Here is a 16,943-nt window from a genome sequence, read left to right on the forward strand (position 1 = left end):
GTCCGGACGGAAATCTCGCCGGTCTTGGCCGACTCGGGCACGGTCGCTGAAATCTGGCTCGCGGAGTCGACGCGGAGCTTCGTCGCAGGCACCCCGCCGAAACTGACGAAGGCATTCGAGTCGAATTCGGCACCCGTGATGACAATTACGTTTCCTCGTATTGCAAAGGCCGGAGAAAAAGAATGGATGACCGGATTTTTTGCCAGAGGCGCTGCGAACGGTGATGTAGCCGCGGTTTGCGCTGATGCGGTCGAAGATGCGTTTTCTGCAGCCGGATTTGTTACTGGAGACGAAAAGCTCCCGCCGTTTACGCTGCCGCCAGAATTCCCTCCTCCGCATCCGGCAACAACTGAAGTTCCCAATAGCGCCGTCGCAGTTCGCGCCCCCGTCTGCAGAAACTGCCTGCGTGATTTCTCCGCGGCCACTGGTTGCTCAATTGAGCGATTTGATTTCATGGAAAGCTTTCCTCCTTGCGTGAATTTGCCTTCCAATTTTAATTTCGCTTCAAATCGCCCAATAAGATAACAATTCAATTTGTCATTTAAGCCAACGCGCGCTCTCAAATCAATACCGGCAAGCGGCACGCAAACCTTCAATAGTTTGCAATTGCGCCCGATCCGAACCGGATTCGACCTACAGGTACGCATCGTCTTCGTGCCTCGCCAGCCGCACATGCCACCAGCGCGGCAGCAGTTCGCGGATCTCCGCGCGTGCGAAGCGGTCGTCGAGCAGGTGCAGCACGCCCCGGTCTTCCTCGGTGCGGATCACGCGGCCGGCGGCCTGCACCACCTTCTGCAGGCCCGGGTAGAGATAGGTGTATTCGTAGCCCTTGCCGAAGCGCGCCTGCATGCGCTCGCGCGTGATCTCGTTGAGCTGGTTGTATTGCGGCAGGCCGAGGCTGGCCACGAAGGCGCCGATCAGCCGGCTGCCCGGCAGGTCGATGCCCTCGCCGAAGGCTCCGCCGAGCACCGCGAAGCCGACGCCCCGGCCGCCCTCCTCGAAGCGCGCCACGAAATCCTGGCGGTCGGCCTCGCGCATGCCGCGGGTCTGCGTCCACACGGGCACGCCGGGGTGTCGCCGCGAAAAGGCGGCGCAGGCTTTCTCCAGGTAGTCGAAGCTGCTGAAGAAGGCCAGGTAGTTGCCCGGCAGGCGCTCGAACTGCGCGCCGATGATGTCGGCCACGTCGCGCAGCGAGCCCGCCCGGTCTCGGAAGCGCGTCGACACGTGCGTTGCCACTTCGACGCGAAGCTGGGTGCTGTCGAAGGGCGAGGCGACGTCGAGCAACGCGGTGTCTTCGGGCAGGCCCAGCGCGTCGCGATAGAACTCGAAGGGCGACAGCGTGCCCGAGAAGCAGGTGACCGACACCGCGTCGCCGAAGCGCGTCTGGAGGAACGGCGCGGGCACCAGGTTGCGGATGGCGAGGCCGCGATCCTGCTGGGTGGCGCCCAACGTGCGCTCGAACACCGAATGGTCGCCGAAGGCCTCGGCCAGCCGGGCGAAGTGCAGCGCGTCGAAGAAGAAGCGCTGCAGCGGCCCCTGCGAGGCTTCGGGCGTAGCCGCGAAGTATTCGGCCATGGCGGTGTTGGCGGCCTGCAGGGTGCGCAGGAACCGCTCGGGAATCTCGTCGGCGGTTTCGTAGTCGGCCACCTGCGACTGCTGCACGGTGTCCCATTCGCGGAACAGGCGTGCCAGCGGGCCGCGCAGCGCGGCCGGCGCCGCGCGGTGCGCTTCCTCGAGCGCGGCGCCTTCGAGCTGCGCGGTGTACATGCCGCGCGCGCGCTCCAGCAGGTTGTGGGCCTCGTCCACCAGCACGGCCGCCCGCCAGTCGGCATCGCGCATGGTGGCGTAGAGGAAGGCGCTGCCGTCGAAGTAGTAGTTGTAGTCGCCGACGATGGCGTCGGCCCAGTACGCCATTTCCTGCGCGAGGAAATAGGGGCACACCTCGTGCGCGAGTGCGATGTCGCGCAGCGCGTCGCGATCGAGCCAGGCCACCTGCGCGGCCTGCTCGCGCGCGGCCGGAAGGCGGTCGTAGAAGCCTCGCGCAAGCGGGCAGGCATCGCCGTGGCAGGCGCGGTCGGGGTATTCGCAGACCTTCTCGCGGGCCGCGAGTTCGAGCACGCGCAGCCTGCCCTGCCCCTGGCCCCTGTCGAGCACGCGCAGCGCATCGAGTGCGACCGGCCGGCCGGAAGTCTTGGCCGTGAGGAAGAAGAGCCTGTCGATTCTTCGTGCCGCGCGGGCCTTGAGCATCGGGAAGATGGTGGCCAGCGTCTTGCCGATGCCCGTGGGCGCCTGCGCCATCAGGCAGCGTCCGCCCACGGCCGCGCGGTAGACGGCCTCGGCCAGTTCGCGCTGGCCGGCTCGGAAGGCGCGGTGCGGAAATTCGAGCCGCTCCAGCGTGCCGTCCAGCGCCTCGCGATGGGCGGCTTCGCTCCTCGCCCAGTCGCTGTAGCGGCCGCACAGCTGCTCGAAGTGCTCCTTCAGCGCTTCGCGGGTGTGGTGCTCCTCGAGCACGGTCTCGTCGCCGGTGGCGAGGTCGAGGTACACCAGCGCGACCGTCATCGCGTCGTGGCCGTGCTGCTCGCAGAGCATCCAGCCGTAGGTGCGGGCCTGGGCCCAGTGCAGCGCGCGATGGTTGCCGCGGATGGCGTCGAAGTCGCCGCGGAAGGTCTTGATTTCCTCGACGCGGGCGCTGCGCACCTCGTAGCCGTCGACCCGCCCGCGCACGCGCAGCGCGCCGCAGCTGGCTTCGAGCCCGACCTCGCAGACGTAGTGCTCGGGATCGCGCCGGTGCTGCACCAGCGCATGCCCCGCCATGCCTTCGAGCGCGCTGGGCGCGGGCACGAAGCGCAGGTCGAGGTCGCCCGCCTTCGCGCCGAAGGCGCACAGCGCCTTGACGGAAACTACGTGCTCGGCAACAACGGGGGCCGCGTCTCGCGGACAGGAGGGTTCGGAGCCCATCTGGCATCAACTGTATGAAATTACAGTATAGCGACGCGAGCCGCGTCCCCGCGTCTGCCCGGGTGCCCTGACGGGGTCTTCTCCGACAGGGACACGCGTATTTATCGGCAAAACTTCATGAGTTTTGCTTACAGTTTTGCTTACGAACAGCGCCAATGAAAACTCCAACCGCGATCGACCCTGACGATTTCGAGCGTCTGCTGAGCCGCAACATCAAGCTCCCTCTGATCGGCGGTCTGTTCGGGGCGGTGGTGTTCGTCGGGCTGATCCTGTTCCTGCTGTCGACCATCGGCTGGGTAGAGCACACGGACCGCGTCACCCGTGCCGCCAGCGAACTGCAGCGCCAGAGCATCGACATGGAAACCGGCATGCGCGGCTTCCTGATCACCAGCGACGAGAGCTTCCTGGAGCCGTACCAAAGCGCCCTGCCCCGCGTCAAGGCCGATACGGCCGCGCTGCGCGAGCTGGTGTCGGACAACCGCCAGCAGGTCGAGCGCCTCGACCGCATCGCCTCCATCCAGAGCAGCTGGAACGACTACGCCGCCGAGTTGATCGCGACACACCGCAAGGGAGAGGACGCCCAGATGGTGGTGCGCCTGGGCCGGGGCAAGCGGCTGACCGACAGCATGCGCGCCGAGTTCACCGCCTTCATGGAAACCGAACAGGCCCTGCGCTTCCAGCGCAACAACGAGGCCAACCGCACCGCCTGGTGGGTGGTCGGGCTGTTCCTGCTGTTCACGCTGAGCTTCACCGGGCTGGTCGCCTACTTCGGACGGCGCCAGCTGATGCTGCTGTCGGAAAGCTACGACGTGGTGCTCAAGGAGCAGTCCGACCACGCCGACCGCCTCGCCCACGAGGCCTGGCTGCGCGGCGCTCAGACCGAGCTGGTGGGCGAACTCGTCGGCGAGCTCAGCGCACCGGACATGGGCCGCAAGATCCTCGCCTTCTTCTCGCGGCACCTGGGCACGTCGGTCGGCGCCATCTACGTGCGCGAGCGCCACGGCCCGCTGCGCCGGGCGGCCAGCTACGGCTTCTCGAGCGCCGCCGAAGCCACGCCGCAGGTCTTCTCGCCCACCGAGAGCCTGATCGGCCAGGCGGCGGCCGAACGGCGGCGCATGCTGCTCGACCCGGTCGACGCCGACTACCTGAAGGTCAACTCGGGCCTGGGCGAAATGGCGCCGAAGGCGGTGCTGCTGCTGCCGGTGGCGAGCAGCGGCATGGTCAACGGCGTGGTCGAGCTCGGCCTGCCCGGCGCACTGGACGAGCGCGGCAACCAGCTGGTCGACCTGGTGGCCGACGACATCGGCACCTCGCTGGCCGCGGCGCGCTACCGCGAGCAGCTGCAGGACGTGCTGGCCGAGACCCAGCAGCTCAACGAGGAGCTGCAGGTGCAGCAGGAAGAGCTGCGCACCGCCAACGAGGAACTGGAAGAACAGTCGCGCGCGCTGCGCGCCTCGCAGGCCATGCTGGAGAACCAGCAGGCCGAGCTGGAGCAGACCAACAGCCAGCTCTCCGAGCGCACCGAGGCGCTCGACCAGCGCAACACCGCGCTGCGACGCGTGCAGCGCGACCTGGAAGACCGCGCCGACGAGCTGCAACGCGCCAGCCGCTACAAGTCCGAATTTCTCGCCAACATGTCGCACGAGCTGCGCACGCCGCTCAACAGCGCGCTCATCCTCGCCAAGCTGCTGGGCGACAACCCCCAAGGCAACCTCACGAGCGAGCAGGTGAAGTTCGCGGAGTCGATCTATTCCTCGGGCAACGACTTGCTGGTGCTCATCAACGACATCCTCGACATCGCGAAGGTCGAAGCCGGCAAGCTCGAAGTGGTGCCCGAAGACGTGACGCTGGCCAAGCTCGCCAACGGCCTGGAAAGCACCTTCGGCCCGCTCGCCATGCAGAAGAGCCTGCGCTTCAGGCTGGAAGTGCGGCCCGACGCGCCGGTCACGCTGCTCACCGACCGGCAGCGGGTGGAGCAGATCCTGAAGAACCTGCTGTCGAATGCGATCAAGTTCACCGACAGCGGCGAAGTGGCGCTGGTCATCTCGCCGGCCGCCGGCGGCGGGGCCGCGTTCGCGGTGTCCGACTCGGGCATCGGCATCGATCCGCAGCAGCACGAGCTGATCTTCGAGGCCTTCCGCCAGGCCGACGGCACAACCAGCCGGCGCTACGGCGGCACCGGGCTGGGCCTGTCGATCTCGCGCGACCTCACGCAGCTGCTGGGCGGCACGCTCACCGTCGAAAGCACGGCGGGCCAGGGCAGCACCTTCACGCTGCAGCTGCCGGCCGTGGCTCCGCAGGCATCGGCGACGCAGCAACAACCGCAGCAGCCGGCGATCTACACGCCGAGAGCCGCACACTCGCCCGCGCATGCAAACGCACATGCACACGCGCAGGCTCCGCTGGCCCCCAAGCCCCCGTCCCCGGTACCCGCGCCGCAGTTCGCCGACGACCGCGCACTGCCCCGCGACCAGGTGCGCCGCGTGCTCGTGATCGAGGACGAGCCCCAGTTCGCGCACATCCTCTACGACCTGGCGCACGAGCTCGGCTACCGCTGCCTCGTGGCGCACGGCGCGGCCGACGGCTTCGACCTGGCCACGCAGTTCCTGCCCGACGCCATCCTGCTGGACATGCGCCTGCCCGACAGCACCGGCCTGGACGTGCTGCAGCGGCTGAAGGATTCGCCGCACACCCGGCACATTCCGATCCACGTGGTCTCCGCCGCCGAGAGCGCTCAGGGAGCGGCGCTGCAGATGGGCGCCGTCGGCTATGCGCTGAAGCCCGCCACCCGCGCCGAGCTGATGAAGGTGTTCGGCCGGCTGGAGGAAAAGCTCACGCAGAAGGTCAAGGTCGTGCTGCTGGTGGAAGACGACGAGCTGCAGCGCGAGAGCGTCATCAGGCTGATCGGCGACGACGACATCGAGATCGTCGCCGTCGGCTCCGGCGAAGAGGCGCTGGAGCTGCTTCGCACCCGCGTGTTCGACTGCATGATCACCGACCTGAAGCTGCCCGACATGCAGGGCAGCGAGCTGCTGAAGGCCATGGCGGCGGAAGAGATCGTGTCGTTCCCGCCGGTCATCGTCTACACCGGGCGCAATCTCACGCGCGACGAGGAGACCGAGCTGCAGCGCTACTCGCGCTCGATCATCATCAAGGGCGCGCGCTCCCCGGAGCGCCTGCTCGACGAGGTGACGCTGTTCCTGCACAAGGTGGAGGCCGAGCTTTCGAGCGAGCGCCAGGGCATGCTGAAGACTGCGCGCGGGCGCGACCGCATCTTCGAGGGCCGCACCATCCTGCTGGTGGACGACGACGTGCGAAACATCTTCGCGCTCACCAGCGCGCTGGAGCAGCGCGGCGCCATCGTGGAGATCGGCCGCAACGGCCGCGAGGCGCTGGAGAAGCTCGACCAGGTGAGCGAGATCGACCTCGTGCTGATGGACATCATGATGCCGGAGATGGACGGCCTCGAAGCCACGCGCCGCCTGCGCGGCGATCCGCGCTTCGAGAAGATGCCGGTGATCGCCATCACCGCCAAGGCCACCAAGGACGACCGCGAGCAGTGCCTGGCCGCCGGCGCCAACGACTACCTCGCCAAGCCGGTGGACCTGGAGCGGCTGTTCTCGCTGCTGCGCGTGTGGATGCCGAAGATGGAGCGCCTGTGAGCCGCCCTGCCCCTCCGCCCTCCTCGCCGCCTTCCTCGCCCAGGCCCACGCCTGCGCCGCTGCAGCCGCTGAGCGACACCGAGATCGAGCTGCGCCTGCTGATGGAGGCGATCTACCTCAAGTACAGCTACGACTTCCGCAACTACACGGTGGCCTCGCAGAAGCGCCGCGTGATGCACGCGCTCGACCAGCTCGGGCTGCCCAGCATCTCTGCGCTGCAGGAACGCGTGCTGCGCGACCCCGCGCTCTTCGGTCGGCTGCTGCAGTTCCTGACGATTCCGGTGAGCGAGATGTTCCGCGACCCGGCCTACTTCCTGGCGCTGCGGCAGCACGTGGTGCCGATCCTGCACACCTACCCTTCGGTCAAGGTGTGGGTGGCGGGCTGCAGCACCGGCGAGGAAGTGTTCTCGCTGGCCATCCTGCTGCGCGAGGAAGGCCTGCTCGCGCGCACGCAGATCTACGCCACCGACATCAACCCGGCCTCGCTCGAGAAGGCGCGCCAGGGCATCTTCCCGCTGGAGGCCATCCGGGGCTACACCACCAACTACCAGCGCGCGGGCGGGCGCAGCGCGTTCTCCGACTACTACACCGCCGCCTACGAGGCGGCGCGCTTCGACCCCACGCTGTGCGCCGACGTGATCTTCGCCGACCACAGCCTGGCGACCGACAGCGTGTTCGCCGAGACGCAGCTCGTGTCGTGCCGCAACGTGCTGATCTACTTCAACCGCGAGCTGCAGGACCGGGCCCTGGGCCTGTTCCACGAGTCGCTGTCGCATCGCGGCTTCCTCGGGCTGGGGTCGAAGGAAAGCATCGACTTCTCCGGCTACTCCGACCGCTTCGACACGCACGCGCGTGCCGAGCGCATCTACCGCAAGAAGGCCGCATGACAGGCCAGATGAAGCGCCACCTGCGCTCGCCCGTTCGCAAGCGCGTGGATGCCGTGGTGCTGGGCGCCTCGGCCGGCGGCATAGACGCGCTCTCCACGCTGCTGCACGACCTGCCGGCCGGCTGGCACATCCCGATGGCGGTGGTGCTGCACCTGCCCGAGGAGCACGAGAGCCATCTCGCCGAGATCTTCGCGCAGCGCCTGCCGATTCCGGTGCGCGAGGCCAACGACAAGATGCCGCTGACCGACGGCAGCCTGTACTTCGCGCCGCCCGGCTACCACCTGTCGATAGAACGCGAGCGCTCGTTCTCGCTGAGCTGCGAGCCGCCGGTGCTGTTCTCGCGGCCGTCCATCGACGTACTGATGGCCTCCGCCGCCGATGCCTACGGCCCCGCCCTCGCCGGCTTCCTGCTGACCGGCGCGAACGACGACGGAGCCGAGGGCCTGCACCGGATCCATCTGGCCGGCGGGCTCACCGCCGTGCAGGAACCCAAGGAAGCCCAGATTCCCACCATGCCCCTCGCCGCCATCGCGCGCCACATTCCCGACTACGTGCTGCCCTTGCGCGAACTGCGCAACCTGCTGCTCCAACTGGAGGCCGTCCGTGAACATTGACATCGAAAGCAAGCTGCTGCTCGTGGACGACCTGCCGGAGAACCTGCTGGCACTGGAAGCGCTGATTCGCGCACCGGGCCGCACCGCCTTCCGTGCCGGATCGGCCGACGCCGCGCTGGCGCTGCTGCTGGAGCACGAATTCGCGCTCGCCATCGTCGACGTGCAGATGCCCGGCATGAACGGCTTCGAGCTGGCCGAGCTGATGCGCGGCACCGAGCGCACGCGGCACATCCCGATCATCTTCGTGAGCGCCGCCGGGCGCGAGCTGAACTACGCCTTCCAGGGCTACGAGAGCGGCGCAGTCGACTTCCTGCACAAGCCGCTCGACCCGCACGCGGTGGTCAGCAAGGTGAATGTGTTCGTCGACCTCTACCAGCACCGCAAGGCACTGCGGCACGAGATGGATTCGCTCGCCGCCGCGCACAAGAAGCAGGAAGAGCTGGTGCAGCAACTGCAGCAGACGCAGCACGAGCTGGAGCACGCGGTGCGCATGCGCGACGACTTCATGTCGATGGTGTCGCACGAGCTGCGCACGCCGCTCAACACGCTCTACCTCGAGGCGCAGCTGCGCCAGCTGCACCTGTCGAAGGGCAAGCTCGACAGCTTCGCGCCCGAGCGGCTGCCCGCGATGATCGAGCGCGACCAGCGGCAGATCCGCAACATGGTGCGGCTGATCGACGACATGCTCGACGTCACGCGCATGCGGCGCGACGCGCTGTCGATCAAGCCGCAGCCGGTGGATCTCGCGGCGCTCGCGCAGGCGGTGGTGGAGAACCTGCACCAGCAGGCCGAGTCCGCCGGCACGGTCATCACGCTGTCGGCGCCGGCCGAGCTGCGCGGCGCGTGGGACGAATTCCGCATCGAACAGGTGCTGACCAACCTGCTGACCAACGCGCTGCGCTACGGCGGCGGCAAGCCGGTCGAGATGGTCGTGCAGCAGCTGGGAAACAGCGCCCAGGTGGCCGTGCGCGACCAGGGCATCGGCATTGCGCCCGAGGACCAGGGGCGGATCTTCGAGCAGTTCGAGCGTACCGACGTCAGCCGCAAGCACGCGGCGGGTCTGGGCCTGGGGCTCTACATCACGCGCAAGATCGTCGACCTGCACGGCGGGCGGATCGCCGTGGAGAGCGCGCCGGGCGAAGGCTCGCGCTTTGTGGTCGAGCTGCCGCTGCGCGCGCCCGACGCCGCCGCTGGCGAGGGCCACGGAACATAGCCGAGCCCGGCCTGATCCGACCTTACCGATTGACCTGAAAGAAGACTTCCCGTGAACGTGCTGATCGTCGACGACAACAAGGCTTCGGCCGACCTGCTGCAGGAGCTGCTGGGCCTGCACGACCACACGGCGCGCTGCACCTACTCTGCGCAGCAGGCGCTGGACGCGGCCGCCGCCGAGAGCTTCGACGCCGCGCTGATCGATCTCGGCCTGCCCGACATGCCGGGCACCGAGGTGGCCCGCCGGCTGCGCGAGAGCAAGGCCGAGGGCACGCCGAAGCTGCTGGTTGCCGTGACCGGCTTCTCGGCGCAGGACATGGCCGGCCAGTCGGCGGAGGGGCTGTTCGACCACCACCTGCAGAAGCCGATCGACATCGAGAAGCTCGAGCGCATCCTCGCGCAGCACTGAGCCGACCCATCCGGCTGCCCGTGCGCAGCCTAGTGGTAAACCACTATCGGGAAATTGGTGAACCACTTTTAGACTGGCTCACCACATGGCAACCATCCACGAACTCCCACGCCTGCCTGCGAGCGAGCCGGATTCCGACCGCTCGTACCAGAAGCTCGCGGCCGGCATCGCCGCCCTCATCACCGAGGGTGAATTCAAGGTGGGCGACCGCCTTCCGTCCGAGCGCGCGCTGGCCGACCGCTTCAACGTGAGCCGCACGCTGGTGCGCGAGGCGATCATCGTCCTGGAGATCCAGGGCAACGTCGAAGTGCGCGGCGGCTCGGGCATCTATGTCTGCGCGCCGGCGCCCGGCGCTGCCGCGCCGCCTTCGGCCTACACCCTCTCGCCCGGCCCGGGCCCCTTCGAGCTGCTGCGCGCGCGCTGCCTGATCGAGGGCGAGATCGCGGCGGTGGCCGCCGAGAGCCGCAAGGACAGCGACCTCGACCGCATCTATGCCGCGCTCGCCGAGATGCGCGAGAAGATGCACGACAAGGAAGCCAACGAGGCGGCCGACCGCCTGTTCCACCTGCGCATTGCCGAGTCGACCGGCAACAGCGTGCTTCTGCAGATGGTGACCGCGGTGTGGGACCACACCAAGGCGCCGATCTGGTCCCAGCTGGAAGCCCACTTCCACACACCGGCCTTGCGCCGCGCCTCGCAGGACGACCACCAGCGCGTTTTCAACGCACTGCTGGAACGCGATGCGGACGGCGCCCGCAAGGCGATGCGCGCGCACATCGAGCGCGTGATCAGCGAGTTCGCGCAAGCCTGGCGCTGAGAGCAGGCACCCGGTGACCGGCCTCGGGCCGGAGCCACCCCGAAAACCACGGAGACAAACCATGAGATCGACTGTCAATCGGCGATGCCGCATCGCCGCGCATTGCTTCGCCCTGACTTTGCTGGCCGCCGCCGCAACCGGCGCATCTGCCCAGCCCGCCCCTGGCGCCAGCCCGCGCATCGACGCGATCCGCAAGGCCGGCGAGCTGCGCGTGGGCGTGCTGCAGAACGCGCCCTGGCTCATCGAGAACACCACCGGCCAGGGCGAGCCCTGGAGCGGCCCGGCCTGGCTGCTGGCCAACGAATACGCGAAGCAGCTGGGCGTGAAGCTGCGCACCGTGCCGGTCTCGCACGAGACCAAGGTGCCGGTGCTCGCGGCCAACCAGGTCGACATGACCATCAGCCCGCTGGGCGAGACGCCGGAGCGGCTGAAGGTGGTGGACTTCGTCATCTACTCCTCCACCAGCGTGTGCATGTTCGGCCGCGCCGACAACGCGAAGCTGGGCAAGGCGAGTTCGGTGGACGAGTTGAACCGGCCCGACGTGACCATCGCCTACTTCACCGGCGGCGCCGAAGAGGCCTGGGTGAAGCAGCGCTTTCCGCAGGCGAAGCTGCGCGCGGTCGCAAGCTCGGGCGCGACGGCCCCGGTCGAGGAAATCATGGCCCGCCGCGCCGATGCCGCGCCGATCAACCGCGTGCCCTGGGTCACGCTGCAGCACAAGGTCAAGGGCCTGGCCGTGCTGCCGAAGGAAAACAACTGCCAGTCGAGCACCGAGAAGGCCTCGCCCGTGGGCCTGGCGGTGGACAAGAACCAGCCCGCCTACCTGAACTGGCTTCGCGATGTCGCCAAGGCGCAGAAGGCGCGGCTCGATGCCGACGAGGCGCGCATCGTCGGCGGGCTCCAGTGAACGGCCGCGCCGCCCTGCACGAACACCAGCAACTCCGAAGGAAGACCGTCATGAAGATCGCTACTTTCCTGGCCCGCTCCGTGGTCGCCGCGACGCTCCTGGCCCTGGGCCAGGCGGCACTGGCCCAGACTCCGCCCGCGCCCGGTGCCAGCCAGCGCGTCGATGCCATCCGCAAGGCCGGCGTGCTGCGCGTGGGCGTGGTCAACAACCCGCCCTGGCTGGTGCAGAACACCAGCGGCGACGGCGAGGACTGGGCCGGCCCCTCGTGGCTGCTGGGCAAGGAGTTCGCCAAGCTGCTCGGCGTGAAGATGGTGCCGGTGGCGGTGAGCCACGAGACCAAGGTGCCCGCGCTGGTGGCCAACCAGATGGACATCATGATCGGCCCGCTGAACCAGACGGCCGAGCGCGCCAAGATCATCGACTTCGTGACCTTCTCCAGCACCGGAGTGTGCATGTTCGGCCGCGCCGACAACCCCAAGTTCACGAGCGCCAAGACGCTGGAGGATTTCAACAAGCCCGAGATCACCGTCGCGTATTTCTCCGGCGCCGGCGAGGAGCCGCTGGTGCGCCAGCAGTTCCCCAAGGCCAGGCTGCGCGGCGTGGCCAATTCGGGCTCGGTCGCGCCCATCGAGGAAGTGCTGGCCGGCCGCTCCGACGTGGCGCCGCTCAACCGCATGCTGTGGCCCAACATCAGCAAGAAGGTGAAAGGCCTTGCCGCGTTCCCGAAGGAGAACGACTGCCAGGACAGCAAGATCTTCGAGATCCAGGCCGGCATGGGCGTGGCCAAGGACCAGCAGGTGTACCTCGACTGGCTGCGCGCGGTGGCGCAGCGCATGCAGCCGGCGGTGACCGCCGAGGAACGCCGCATGACGCAGAACCTGAAGTAAGCCGGGCGCCCCCACGAGGCGCACCGCATTTCCCCGACAGAGCCTTCCGGGCCGCCGCCATCGGCGCGCCCGCGGGCCACGCTTTGCCCATCATTTCATCGAGGTTCCCAACATGTTGAATTGCCAGATCCACGGAGCCCGCGACCTTCGCGTGGAAGACGCTCCCGTCGAGGTGCTGTCTCCTACGCAGGTGCGCGTCGGCATCAAGGCCGTGGGCATCTGCGGCTCCGACCTGCACTACTACCAGCACGGGCGCGTCGGCGACTTCCTGATCCGCGCTCCACTCACGCCGGGCCACGAGGCCTCGGGCCAGGTGCTGGAGGTGGGCTCGCAGGTGACGTCGGTGCGCGCGGGCGACCGCGTGGCGATCAACCCATCGCGCACCTGCGGCCAGTGCCGCTTCTGCCGCATGGGTGCCTCCAACCACTGCGAGAACGTGCATTTCTTCGGCAGCGCCAGCAAGTGGCCTCACATGCAGGGCGCGATGCGCGAGCAGGTGGTCGTCGAGGCGAGCCAGTGCGTGCCAGTGCCCGAGGGCCTGCCCTTCGAACTGGCCGCCTTCGGCGAGCCGCTGGCGGTGGCACTGCACGCAGTGCAGGAGGCCGGCTCGCTGCTGGGCAAGACGGTGATGGTTGTCGGCGCGGGGCCCATCGGCGCGCTGATCCTCATGGCCGCGAAGCTGGCGGGCGCGAGCCGGCTCATCGCGGTCGACATCGTCGACCAGACGCTCGCAGCCTGCACCCGCGTGGGCGCCACGCAGACCATCAACGTGGCGAAGGACCCGGCTGCGCTCGAGGCCCTGGCCGAGGGCAAGGGCCAGGTCGACGCGAGCTTCGAGGTCTCGGGCAACTACGCCGGGCTGGCCAACTGCATCCGCCTCACGCGCCCGCGCGGCACCATCGTGCAGGTGGGCACGCTGAGCGGAAACAGCGAAGCCTGCCCCTTCAACCAGATCATGGTGAAGAGCCTTTCCTTCGTGGGCAGCTTCCGCTTCGTCGACGAGTACGCATGGGCGGTCGACTACCTCAGCCGCGGCGTGCTCGACGTGTCGCCGCTGCTCACCGACGCCGTGCCCGTGGCCCGCGTGCACGAAGCCTTCGCGCTGGCGGCCGACCGGCAGCGCGCGATGAAGGTGATGGTCACGTTCTGACGATGGCCGCGCCCTTCCCTTCCAACTGACGGAGCCTCCTCGCATGGACTTCGATTTCTCCCCCATCGTGGACAACTGGCGCTTCTTCGCCAGCGGCCTGGGCATGACGGTGCTGCTGAGCATCGTCAGCGCGGTCACGAGCCTGCTCGCGGGCCTGGCGATCGCGCTGCTGCGGCTGTACGGCCCGCGCTGGCTGCGGCCGCTGCTGGTGTTCTACATCGACTCGATGCGCGCCATTCCGGTGCTGGTGGTACTGATCTGGATCTACTTCGCGTTCCCGATCATCGCGAACGTGACCTTCCCGCCCTTCTGGGCGGCGCTGGTCGCGCTCACGCTGCACATCGCAGCCTACGCGGCGGAAGTGATCCGCGCCGGCATCGAGTCGATCCGCCCGGGCCAGACGCGCGCCGCACTGGCGCTGGGCATGTCGCGCGCGCAGATCCTGCGCAAGGTGCTGCTGCCGCAGGCCATCGTGCGGATGCTGCCGGCCTTCGGCTCGATCCTCACCATCGCCATCAAGGACACGGCCATCGCCACCGTGATCGCGGTGCCCGAGCTGATGCACCGCGCCGAGACCGTGGCCGGCCAGAGCTACCGGCCGGTGGAGGTGTTCACCGCGGTGATGGTCGCCTACTTCTGCATCCTGTTCCCCGTGACGCGGGGCGTGGACCGGCTCTACCGCCGCTTCGCGCACCTCGGCCGCTCCTAGACGAAGGACCCCGACATGAATTTCGACTGGTCCGTGATCTGGACGCACCGCGCCGCGCTGCTCGAAGGCGCCGCGCTCACGGTGGGCCTGACGATCGTCACTATGCTGCTGGCGGTGCCGGGCGGCATCGTGCTCGCCCTGATGCGCCTGTCGTCCAACAGGCTGCTGCAGTCCGTCTCGCTCGCGTTCGTGGAGTTCTTCCGCAACCTGCCGCTGATCCTGGTCATCTACTGGGCCTTCTACGTGATGCCCATGGCCTTCGACGTGCAGTTCTCGCCGATCACCACCGCGCTGGTGGCTCTGGTGCTGAACATCGCGGCCTACAACGCCGAGACCTTCCGCGCGGGCATCAACTCGATCCGCAAGGGGCAGATGGAGGCGGCGCTCGCCATGGGCATGTCGCGGCGGCAGGCGATGTTCAAGGTGGTGATCCCGCAGGCGGCGCGCCGCATCCTGCCGGTGATCGCGAGCACCTGGATCTCGCTGTTCAAGGACACCTCGCTGGTCTCGGTCATCGCCGTCGGCGAGCTGGCCTACACCTCGATGCAGATCCGCGCGCAGACCTTCCGCGTGCTGGAGATGCTCACCGCCATGGCCGCCATCTACTGGCTCATGGGCTATCCCCAGGCAAAGCTGGTGGACTGGATTCACCGCAAGTACGGAGTCAAGGAATGAACGCAATCGCCCCAACCGCATCCCTCTCGCCCGCGCGCAAGAACGCCGACCAGCCGCCGGTGCTGGTGTACGAGAACGTCCGCAAGATGTACGGCGACTTCGTGGCGCTGCGCGGCGTGTCGTTGCAGGTGCACAAGGGCGAGGTGATGTGCCTGATCGGGCCTTCGGGCTCGGGCAAGTCCACCCTGCTGCGCTGCACGAACGCGCTGGAAAGCATCGACGGCGGCCGCGTGCTGGTCGACGGCGTGCCGTTGCCCGCCCAGGAATCCCAGGTGCGCAAGGTCCGCCAACGCATGGGCATGGTGTTCCAGAGCTTCGAGCTGTTCCCGCACAAGTCGGCGCTGGACAACGTGGCCATGGGCCCGGTCACCGTGCTGGGCATGCCCGAGGACAAGGCCCGTGCCCGCGCGATGGTGCTGCTGGAGAAGGTGGGCCTGGCCAACAAGGCCGGCAACTTCCCGGCCAACCTCTCGGGCGGCCAGCAGCAGCGCGTGGCCATCGCACGCGCGCTGGCGATGGAGCCCGAGGTGATGCTGTTCGACGAGCCCACTTCGGCACTCGACCCCGAGACCGTCGGCGAAGTGCTCAGCGTGATGCAGAAGCTCGCGCAGGAGGGCATGACCATGATCGTCGTGACCCACGAGATGGGCTTCGCGAAGCGCGTGGCCGACTGGGTGGTGGTGTTCGAGGCCGGCGCCATCATCGAACAGGGCCCGCCGCAGCAGATCTTCGAAAACCCGACCGTGGAGCGCACGCGCGACTTCCTCGGCCATCTCGGCTGGAACGGCTGAGCACCCTTCTTCCCCCAACAAGACACACGCACAACAGGCACGCAATGAAAATCACCAACGCACGCGTCATCGTCTGCAGCCCCGGGCGCAACTTCGTCACCCTGAAGATCGAGACCGACGAGGGCCTCACCGGCATCGGCGACGCCACGCTGAACGGACGCGAACTGTCCGTGGCCGCCTACCTCACCGAGCACGTCATTCCCTGCCTGATCGGCCGCGACGCGCACCAGATCGAGGACATCTGGCAGTACCTCTACAAGGGCGCCTACTGGCGCCGCGGCCCGGTGACCATGACCGCCATCGCCGCGGTCGACACGGCGCTGTGGGACATCAAGGCCAAGGCCGCCAACCTGCCGCTGTACCAGCTGCTCGGCGGCAAGAGCCGCACCGGCGTGATGGTGTACGGCCACGCCAACGGCCGCGACATCGAGCAGACCGTGGAAGAAGTGCTGCGCTACAAGGAAGAAGGCTATCTGGCGATCCGCGCGCAGAGCGGCGTGCCGGGCCTGGAGAAGGTCTACGGCGTAGGCCGCGGCACCATGTTCTACGAGCCGGCCGACGCCGACCTGCCCAGCGAGCACGACTGGTCGACCGCCAAGTACCTGGAGCACACGCCGAAGCTGTTCGACGCGGTGCGCAGCGCGGTCGGCCCCGACATCCACCTGCTGCACGACGTTCACCACCGCCTGACGCCCATCGAGGCCGGACGGCTGGGCAAGGCGCTGGAGCCCTTCAACCTGTTCTGGATGGAAGACGCCACGCCGGCCGAGAACCAGGAATCCTTCAGGCTGATCCGCCAGCACACGACCACGCCGCTGGCCGTGGGCGAGATCTTCAACAGCATCTGGGACTGCAAGGACCTGATCGAGAACCAGCTGATCGACTACATCCGCACCACGGTGGTCCACGCCGGCGGCATCACGCAGCTGCGCCGCATCGCCGACCTGGCCTCGCTCTACCAGGTGCGCACCGGCTGCCACGGCGCAACCGACCTGTCGCCGGCCTGCATGGGCGCTGCGCTGCACTTCGACATGTGGGTGCCCAACTTCGGCATCCAGGAATACATGCGCCACACGGAAGAGACGGACGCGGTGTTCCCGCACGCCTACAGCTTTGCCGACGGCATGCTGCACCCGGGCGAGGCTCCGGGCCACGGCGTGGACATCGACGAGAAGCTCGCCGCAAAGTATCCGTACAAGCGCGCCTACCTCCCGGTGAACCGGCAGCAGCACGACGGCACGCTCTGGAACTGGTGAGCGGAGAAC

14 protein-coding genes and 1 pseudogene are annotated in these 16,943 nt (G+C 68.0%); 13 read left to right on the top strand and 2 right to left on the bottom strand.

Annotated features, from left to right (window positions below; all coding sequences use genetic code 11):
• Window positions 1–35: 35 nt before the first annotated feature.
• Both EJP69_RS30035 and EJP69_RS03235 read right to left on the bottom strand, forming a co-directional pair.
• Window positions 36–674, bottom strand: a pseudogene (locus EJP69_RS30035) (hypothetical protein); the annotation flags it as partial.
• Window positions 634–2,958, bottom strand: coding sequence for an ATP-dependent DNA helicase (locus EJP69_RS03235; RefSeq protein WP_126468713.1), 2,325 nt, complete (start codon window positions 2,956–2,958; stop codon window positions 634–636). The gene EJP69_RS03235 and the pseudogene EJP69_RS30035, both read right to left, overlap by 41 nt.
• Window positions 2,959–3,113: 155 nt before the next feature.
• Between EJP69_RS03235 and EJP69_RS03240 the strand changes: the two genes are divergently transcribed.
• The 13 genes from EJP69_RS03240 (at window position 3,114) to manD (ending at window position 16,934) form a co-directional block, all read left to right on the top strand.
• Complete coding sequence (locus EJP69_RS03240; protein WP_126468714.1) at window positions 3,114–6,620, top strand: response regulator; 3,507 nt, start codon at window positions 3,114–3,116, stop codon at window positions 6,618–6,620.
• Window positions 6,617–7,507, top strand: coding sequence for a CheR family methyltransferase (locus EJP69_RS03245; protein ID WP_420824197.1), 891 nt, complete (start codon window positions 6,617–6,619; stop codon window positions 7,505–7,507). Before EJP69_RS03240 ends, EJP69_RS03245 begins: the two co-directional genes overlap by 4 nt.
• Window positions 7,504–8,121: a chemotaxis protein CheB gene (locus EJP69_RS03250; RefSeq protein ID WP_240652017.1), complete on the top strand. Its 618-nt coding sequence runs from the start codon at window positions 7,504–7,506 to the stop codon at window positions 8,119–8,121. The genes EJP69_RS03245 and EJP69_RS03250 overlap by 4 nt, the downstream gene beginning before the upstream one ends.
• Window positions 8,111–9,334 carry a hybrid sensor histidine kinase/response regulator gene (locus EJP69_RS03255; protein ID WP_126468715.1) on the top strand — a complete coding sequence of 408 codons (1,224 nt, stop codon included), beginning with the start codon at window positions 8,111–8,113 and terminating at the stop codon, window positions 9,332–9,334. The genes EJP69_RS03250 and EJP69_RS03255 overlap by 11 nt, the downstream gene beginning before the upstream one ends.
• Window positions 9,335–9,385: 51 nt before the next feature.
• Entirely contained in the window at window positions 9,386–9,742 is a 357-nt protein-coding gene (locus tag EJP69_RS03260) for a response regulator (protein ID WP_126468716.1), read from the top strand.
• An 85-nt stretch (window positions 9,743–9,827) separates the two neighbouring features.
• Window positions 9,828–10,559, top strand: a complete 732-nt coding sequence (locus tag EJP69_RS03265; protein WP_126468717.1) for a FadR/GntR family transcriptional regulator — start codon at window positions 9,828–9,830, stop codon at window positions 10,557–10,559.
• A gap of 61 nt (window positions 10,560–10,620) precedes the next feature.
• Entirely contained in the window at window positions 10,621–11,466 is an 846-nt protein-coding gene (locus tag EJP69_RS03270; protein WP_093303123.1) for a substrate-binding periplasmic protein, read from the top strand.
• A 50-nt stretch (window positions 11,467–11,516) separates the two neighbouring features.
• Complete coding sequence (locus tag EJP69_RS03275) at window positions 11,517–12,353, top strand: substrate-binding periplasmic protein (protein ID WP_126468718.1); 837 nt, start codon at window positions 11,517–11,519, stop codon at window positions 12,351–12,353.
• Window positions 12,354–12,465: 112 nt separating this feature from the next.
• Window positions 12,466–13,503 (top strand): L-idonate 5-dehydrogenase, encoded by a 1,038-nt coding sequence (locus EJP69_RS03280; RefSeq protein ID WP_126468719.1) that lies wholly within the window; start codon window positions 12,466–12,468, stop codon window positions 13,501–13,503.
• A gap of 43 nt (window positions 13,504–13,546) precedes the next feature.
• Complete coding sequence (locus tag EJP69_RS03285; protein ID WP_093303117.1) at window positions 13,547–14,212, top strand: amino acid ABC transporter permease; 666 nt, start codon at window positions 13,547–13,549, stop codon at window positions 14,210–14,212.
• A 15-nt stretch (window positions 14,213–14,227) separates the two neighbouring features.
• Window positions 14,228–14,887, top strand: a complete 660-nt coding sequence (locus EJP69_RS03290) for an amino acid ABC transporter permease (RefSeq protein WP_093195277.1) — start codon at window positions 14,228–14,230, stop codon at window positions 14,885–14,887.
• On the top strand, window positions 14,884–15,678 hold the full coding sequence (locus EJP69_RS03295; protein ID WP_093195278.1) for an amino acid ABC transporter ATP-binding protein: 795 nt from the start codon (window positions 14,884–14,886) through the stop codon (window positions 15,676–15,678). The genes EJP69_RS03290 and EJP69_RS03295 overlap by 4 nt, the downstream gene beginning before the upstream one ends.
• Window positions 15,679–15,722: 44 nt before the next feature.
• A complete protein-coding gene (gene manD, locus EJP69_RS03300; protein WP_093195279.1) occupies window positions 15,723–16,934 on the top strand; it encodes a D-mannonate dehydratase ManD in 1,212 nt (403 codons plus the stop codon).
• Window positions 16,935–16,943 lie beyond the last annotated feature (9 nt).

Origin of the sequence: Variovorax gossypii (genome assembly GCF_003965815.1) — a bacterium.
GTDB classification, from domain to species: Bacteria; Pseudomonadota; Gammaproteobacteria; order Burkholderiales; family Burkholderiaceae_C; genus Variovorax; species Variovorax gossypii.

Coding starts and splice junctions, on each gene's coding strand:
- EJP69_RS03295 (WP_093195278.1), top strand. CDS start 14,884: ATGAACGCAATCGCCCCAACCGCATCCCTCTCGCCCGCGCGCAAGAAC.
- EJP69_RS03235 (WP_126468713.1), bottom strand. CDS start 2,958: ATGGGCTCCGAACCCTCCTGTCCGCGAGACGCGGCCCCCGTTGTTGCC.
- manD (WP_093195279.1), top strand. CDS start 15,723: ATGAAAATCACCAACGCACGCGTCATCGTCTGCAGCCCCGGGCGCAAC.
- EJP69_RS03275 (WP_126468718.1), top strand. CDS start 11,517: ATGAAGATCGCTACTTTCCTGGCCCGCTCCGTGGTCGCCGCGACGCTC.
- EJP69_RS03290 (WP_093195277.1), top strand. CDS start 14,228: ATGAATTTCGACTGGTCCGTGATCTGGACGCACCGCGCCGCGCTGCTC.
- EJP69_RS03280 (WP_126468719.1), top strand. CDS start 12,466: ATGTTGAATTGCCAGATCCACGGAGCCCGCGACCTTCGCGTGGAAGAC.
- EJP69_RS03250 (WP_240652017.1), top strand. CDS start 7,504: ATGACAGGCCAGATGAAGCGCCACCTGCGCTCGCCCGTTCGCAAGCGC.
- EJP69_RS03285 (WP_093303117.1), top strand. CDS start 13,547: ATGGACTTCGATTTCTCCCCCATCGTGGACAACTGGCGCTTCTTCGCC.
- EJP69_RS03265 (WP_126468717.1), top strand. CDS start 9,828: ATGGCAACCATCCACGAACTCCCACGCCTGCCTGCGAGCGAGCCGGAT.
- EJP69_RS03240 (WP_126468714.1), top strand. CDS start 3,114: ATGAAAACTCCAACCGCGATCGACCCTGACGATTTCGAGCGTCTGCTG.
- EJP69_RS03270 (WP_093303123.1), top strand. CDS start 10,621: ATGAGATCGACTGTCAATCGGCGATGCCGCATCGCCGCGCATTGCTTC.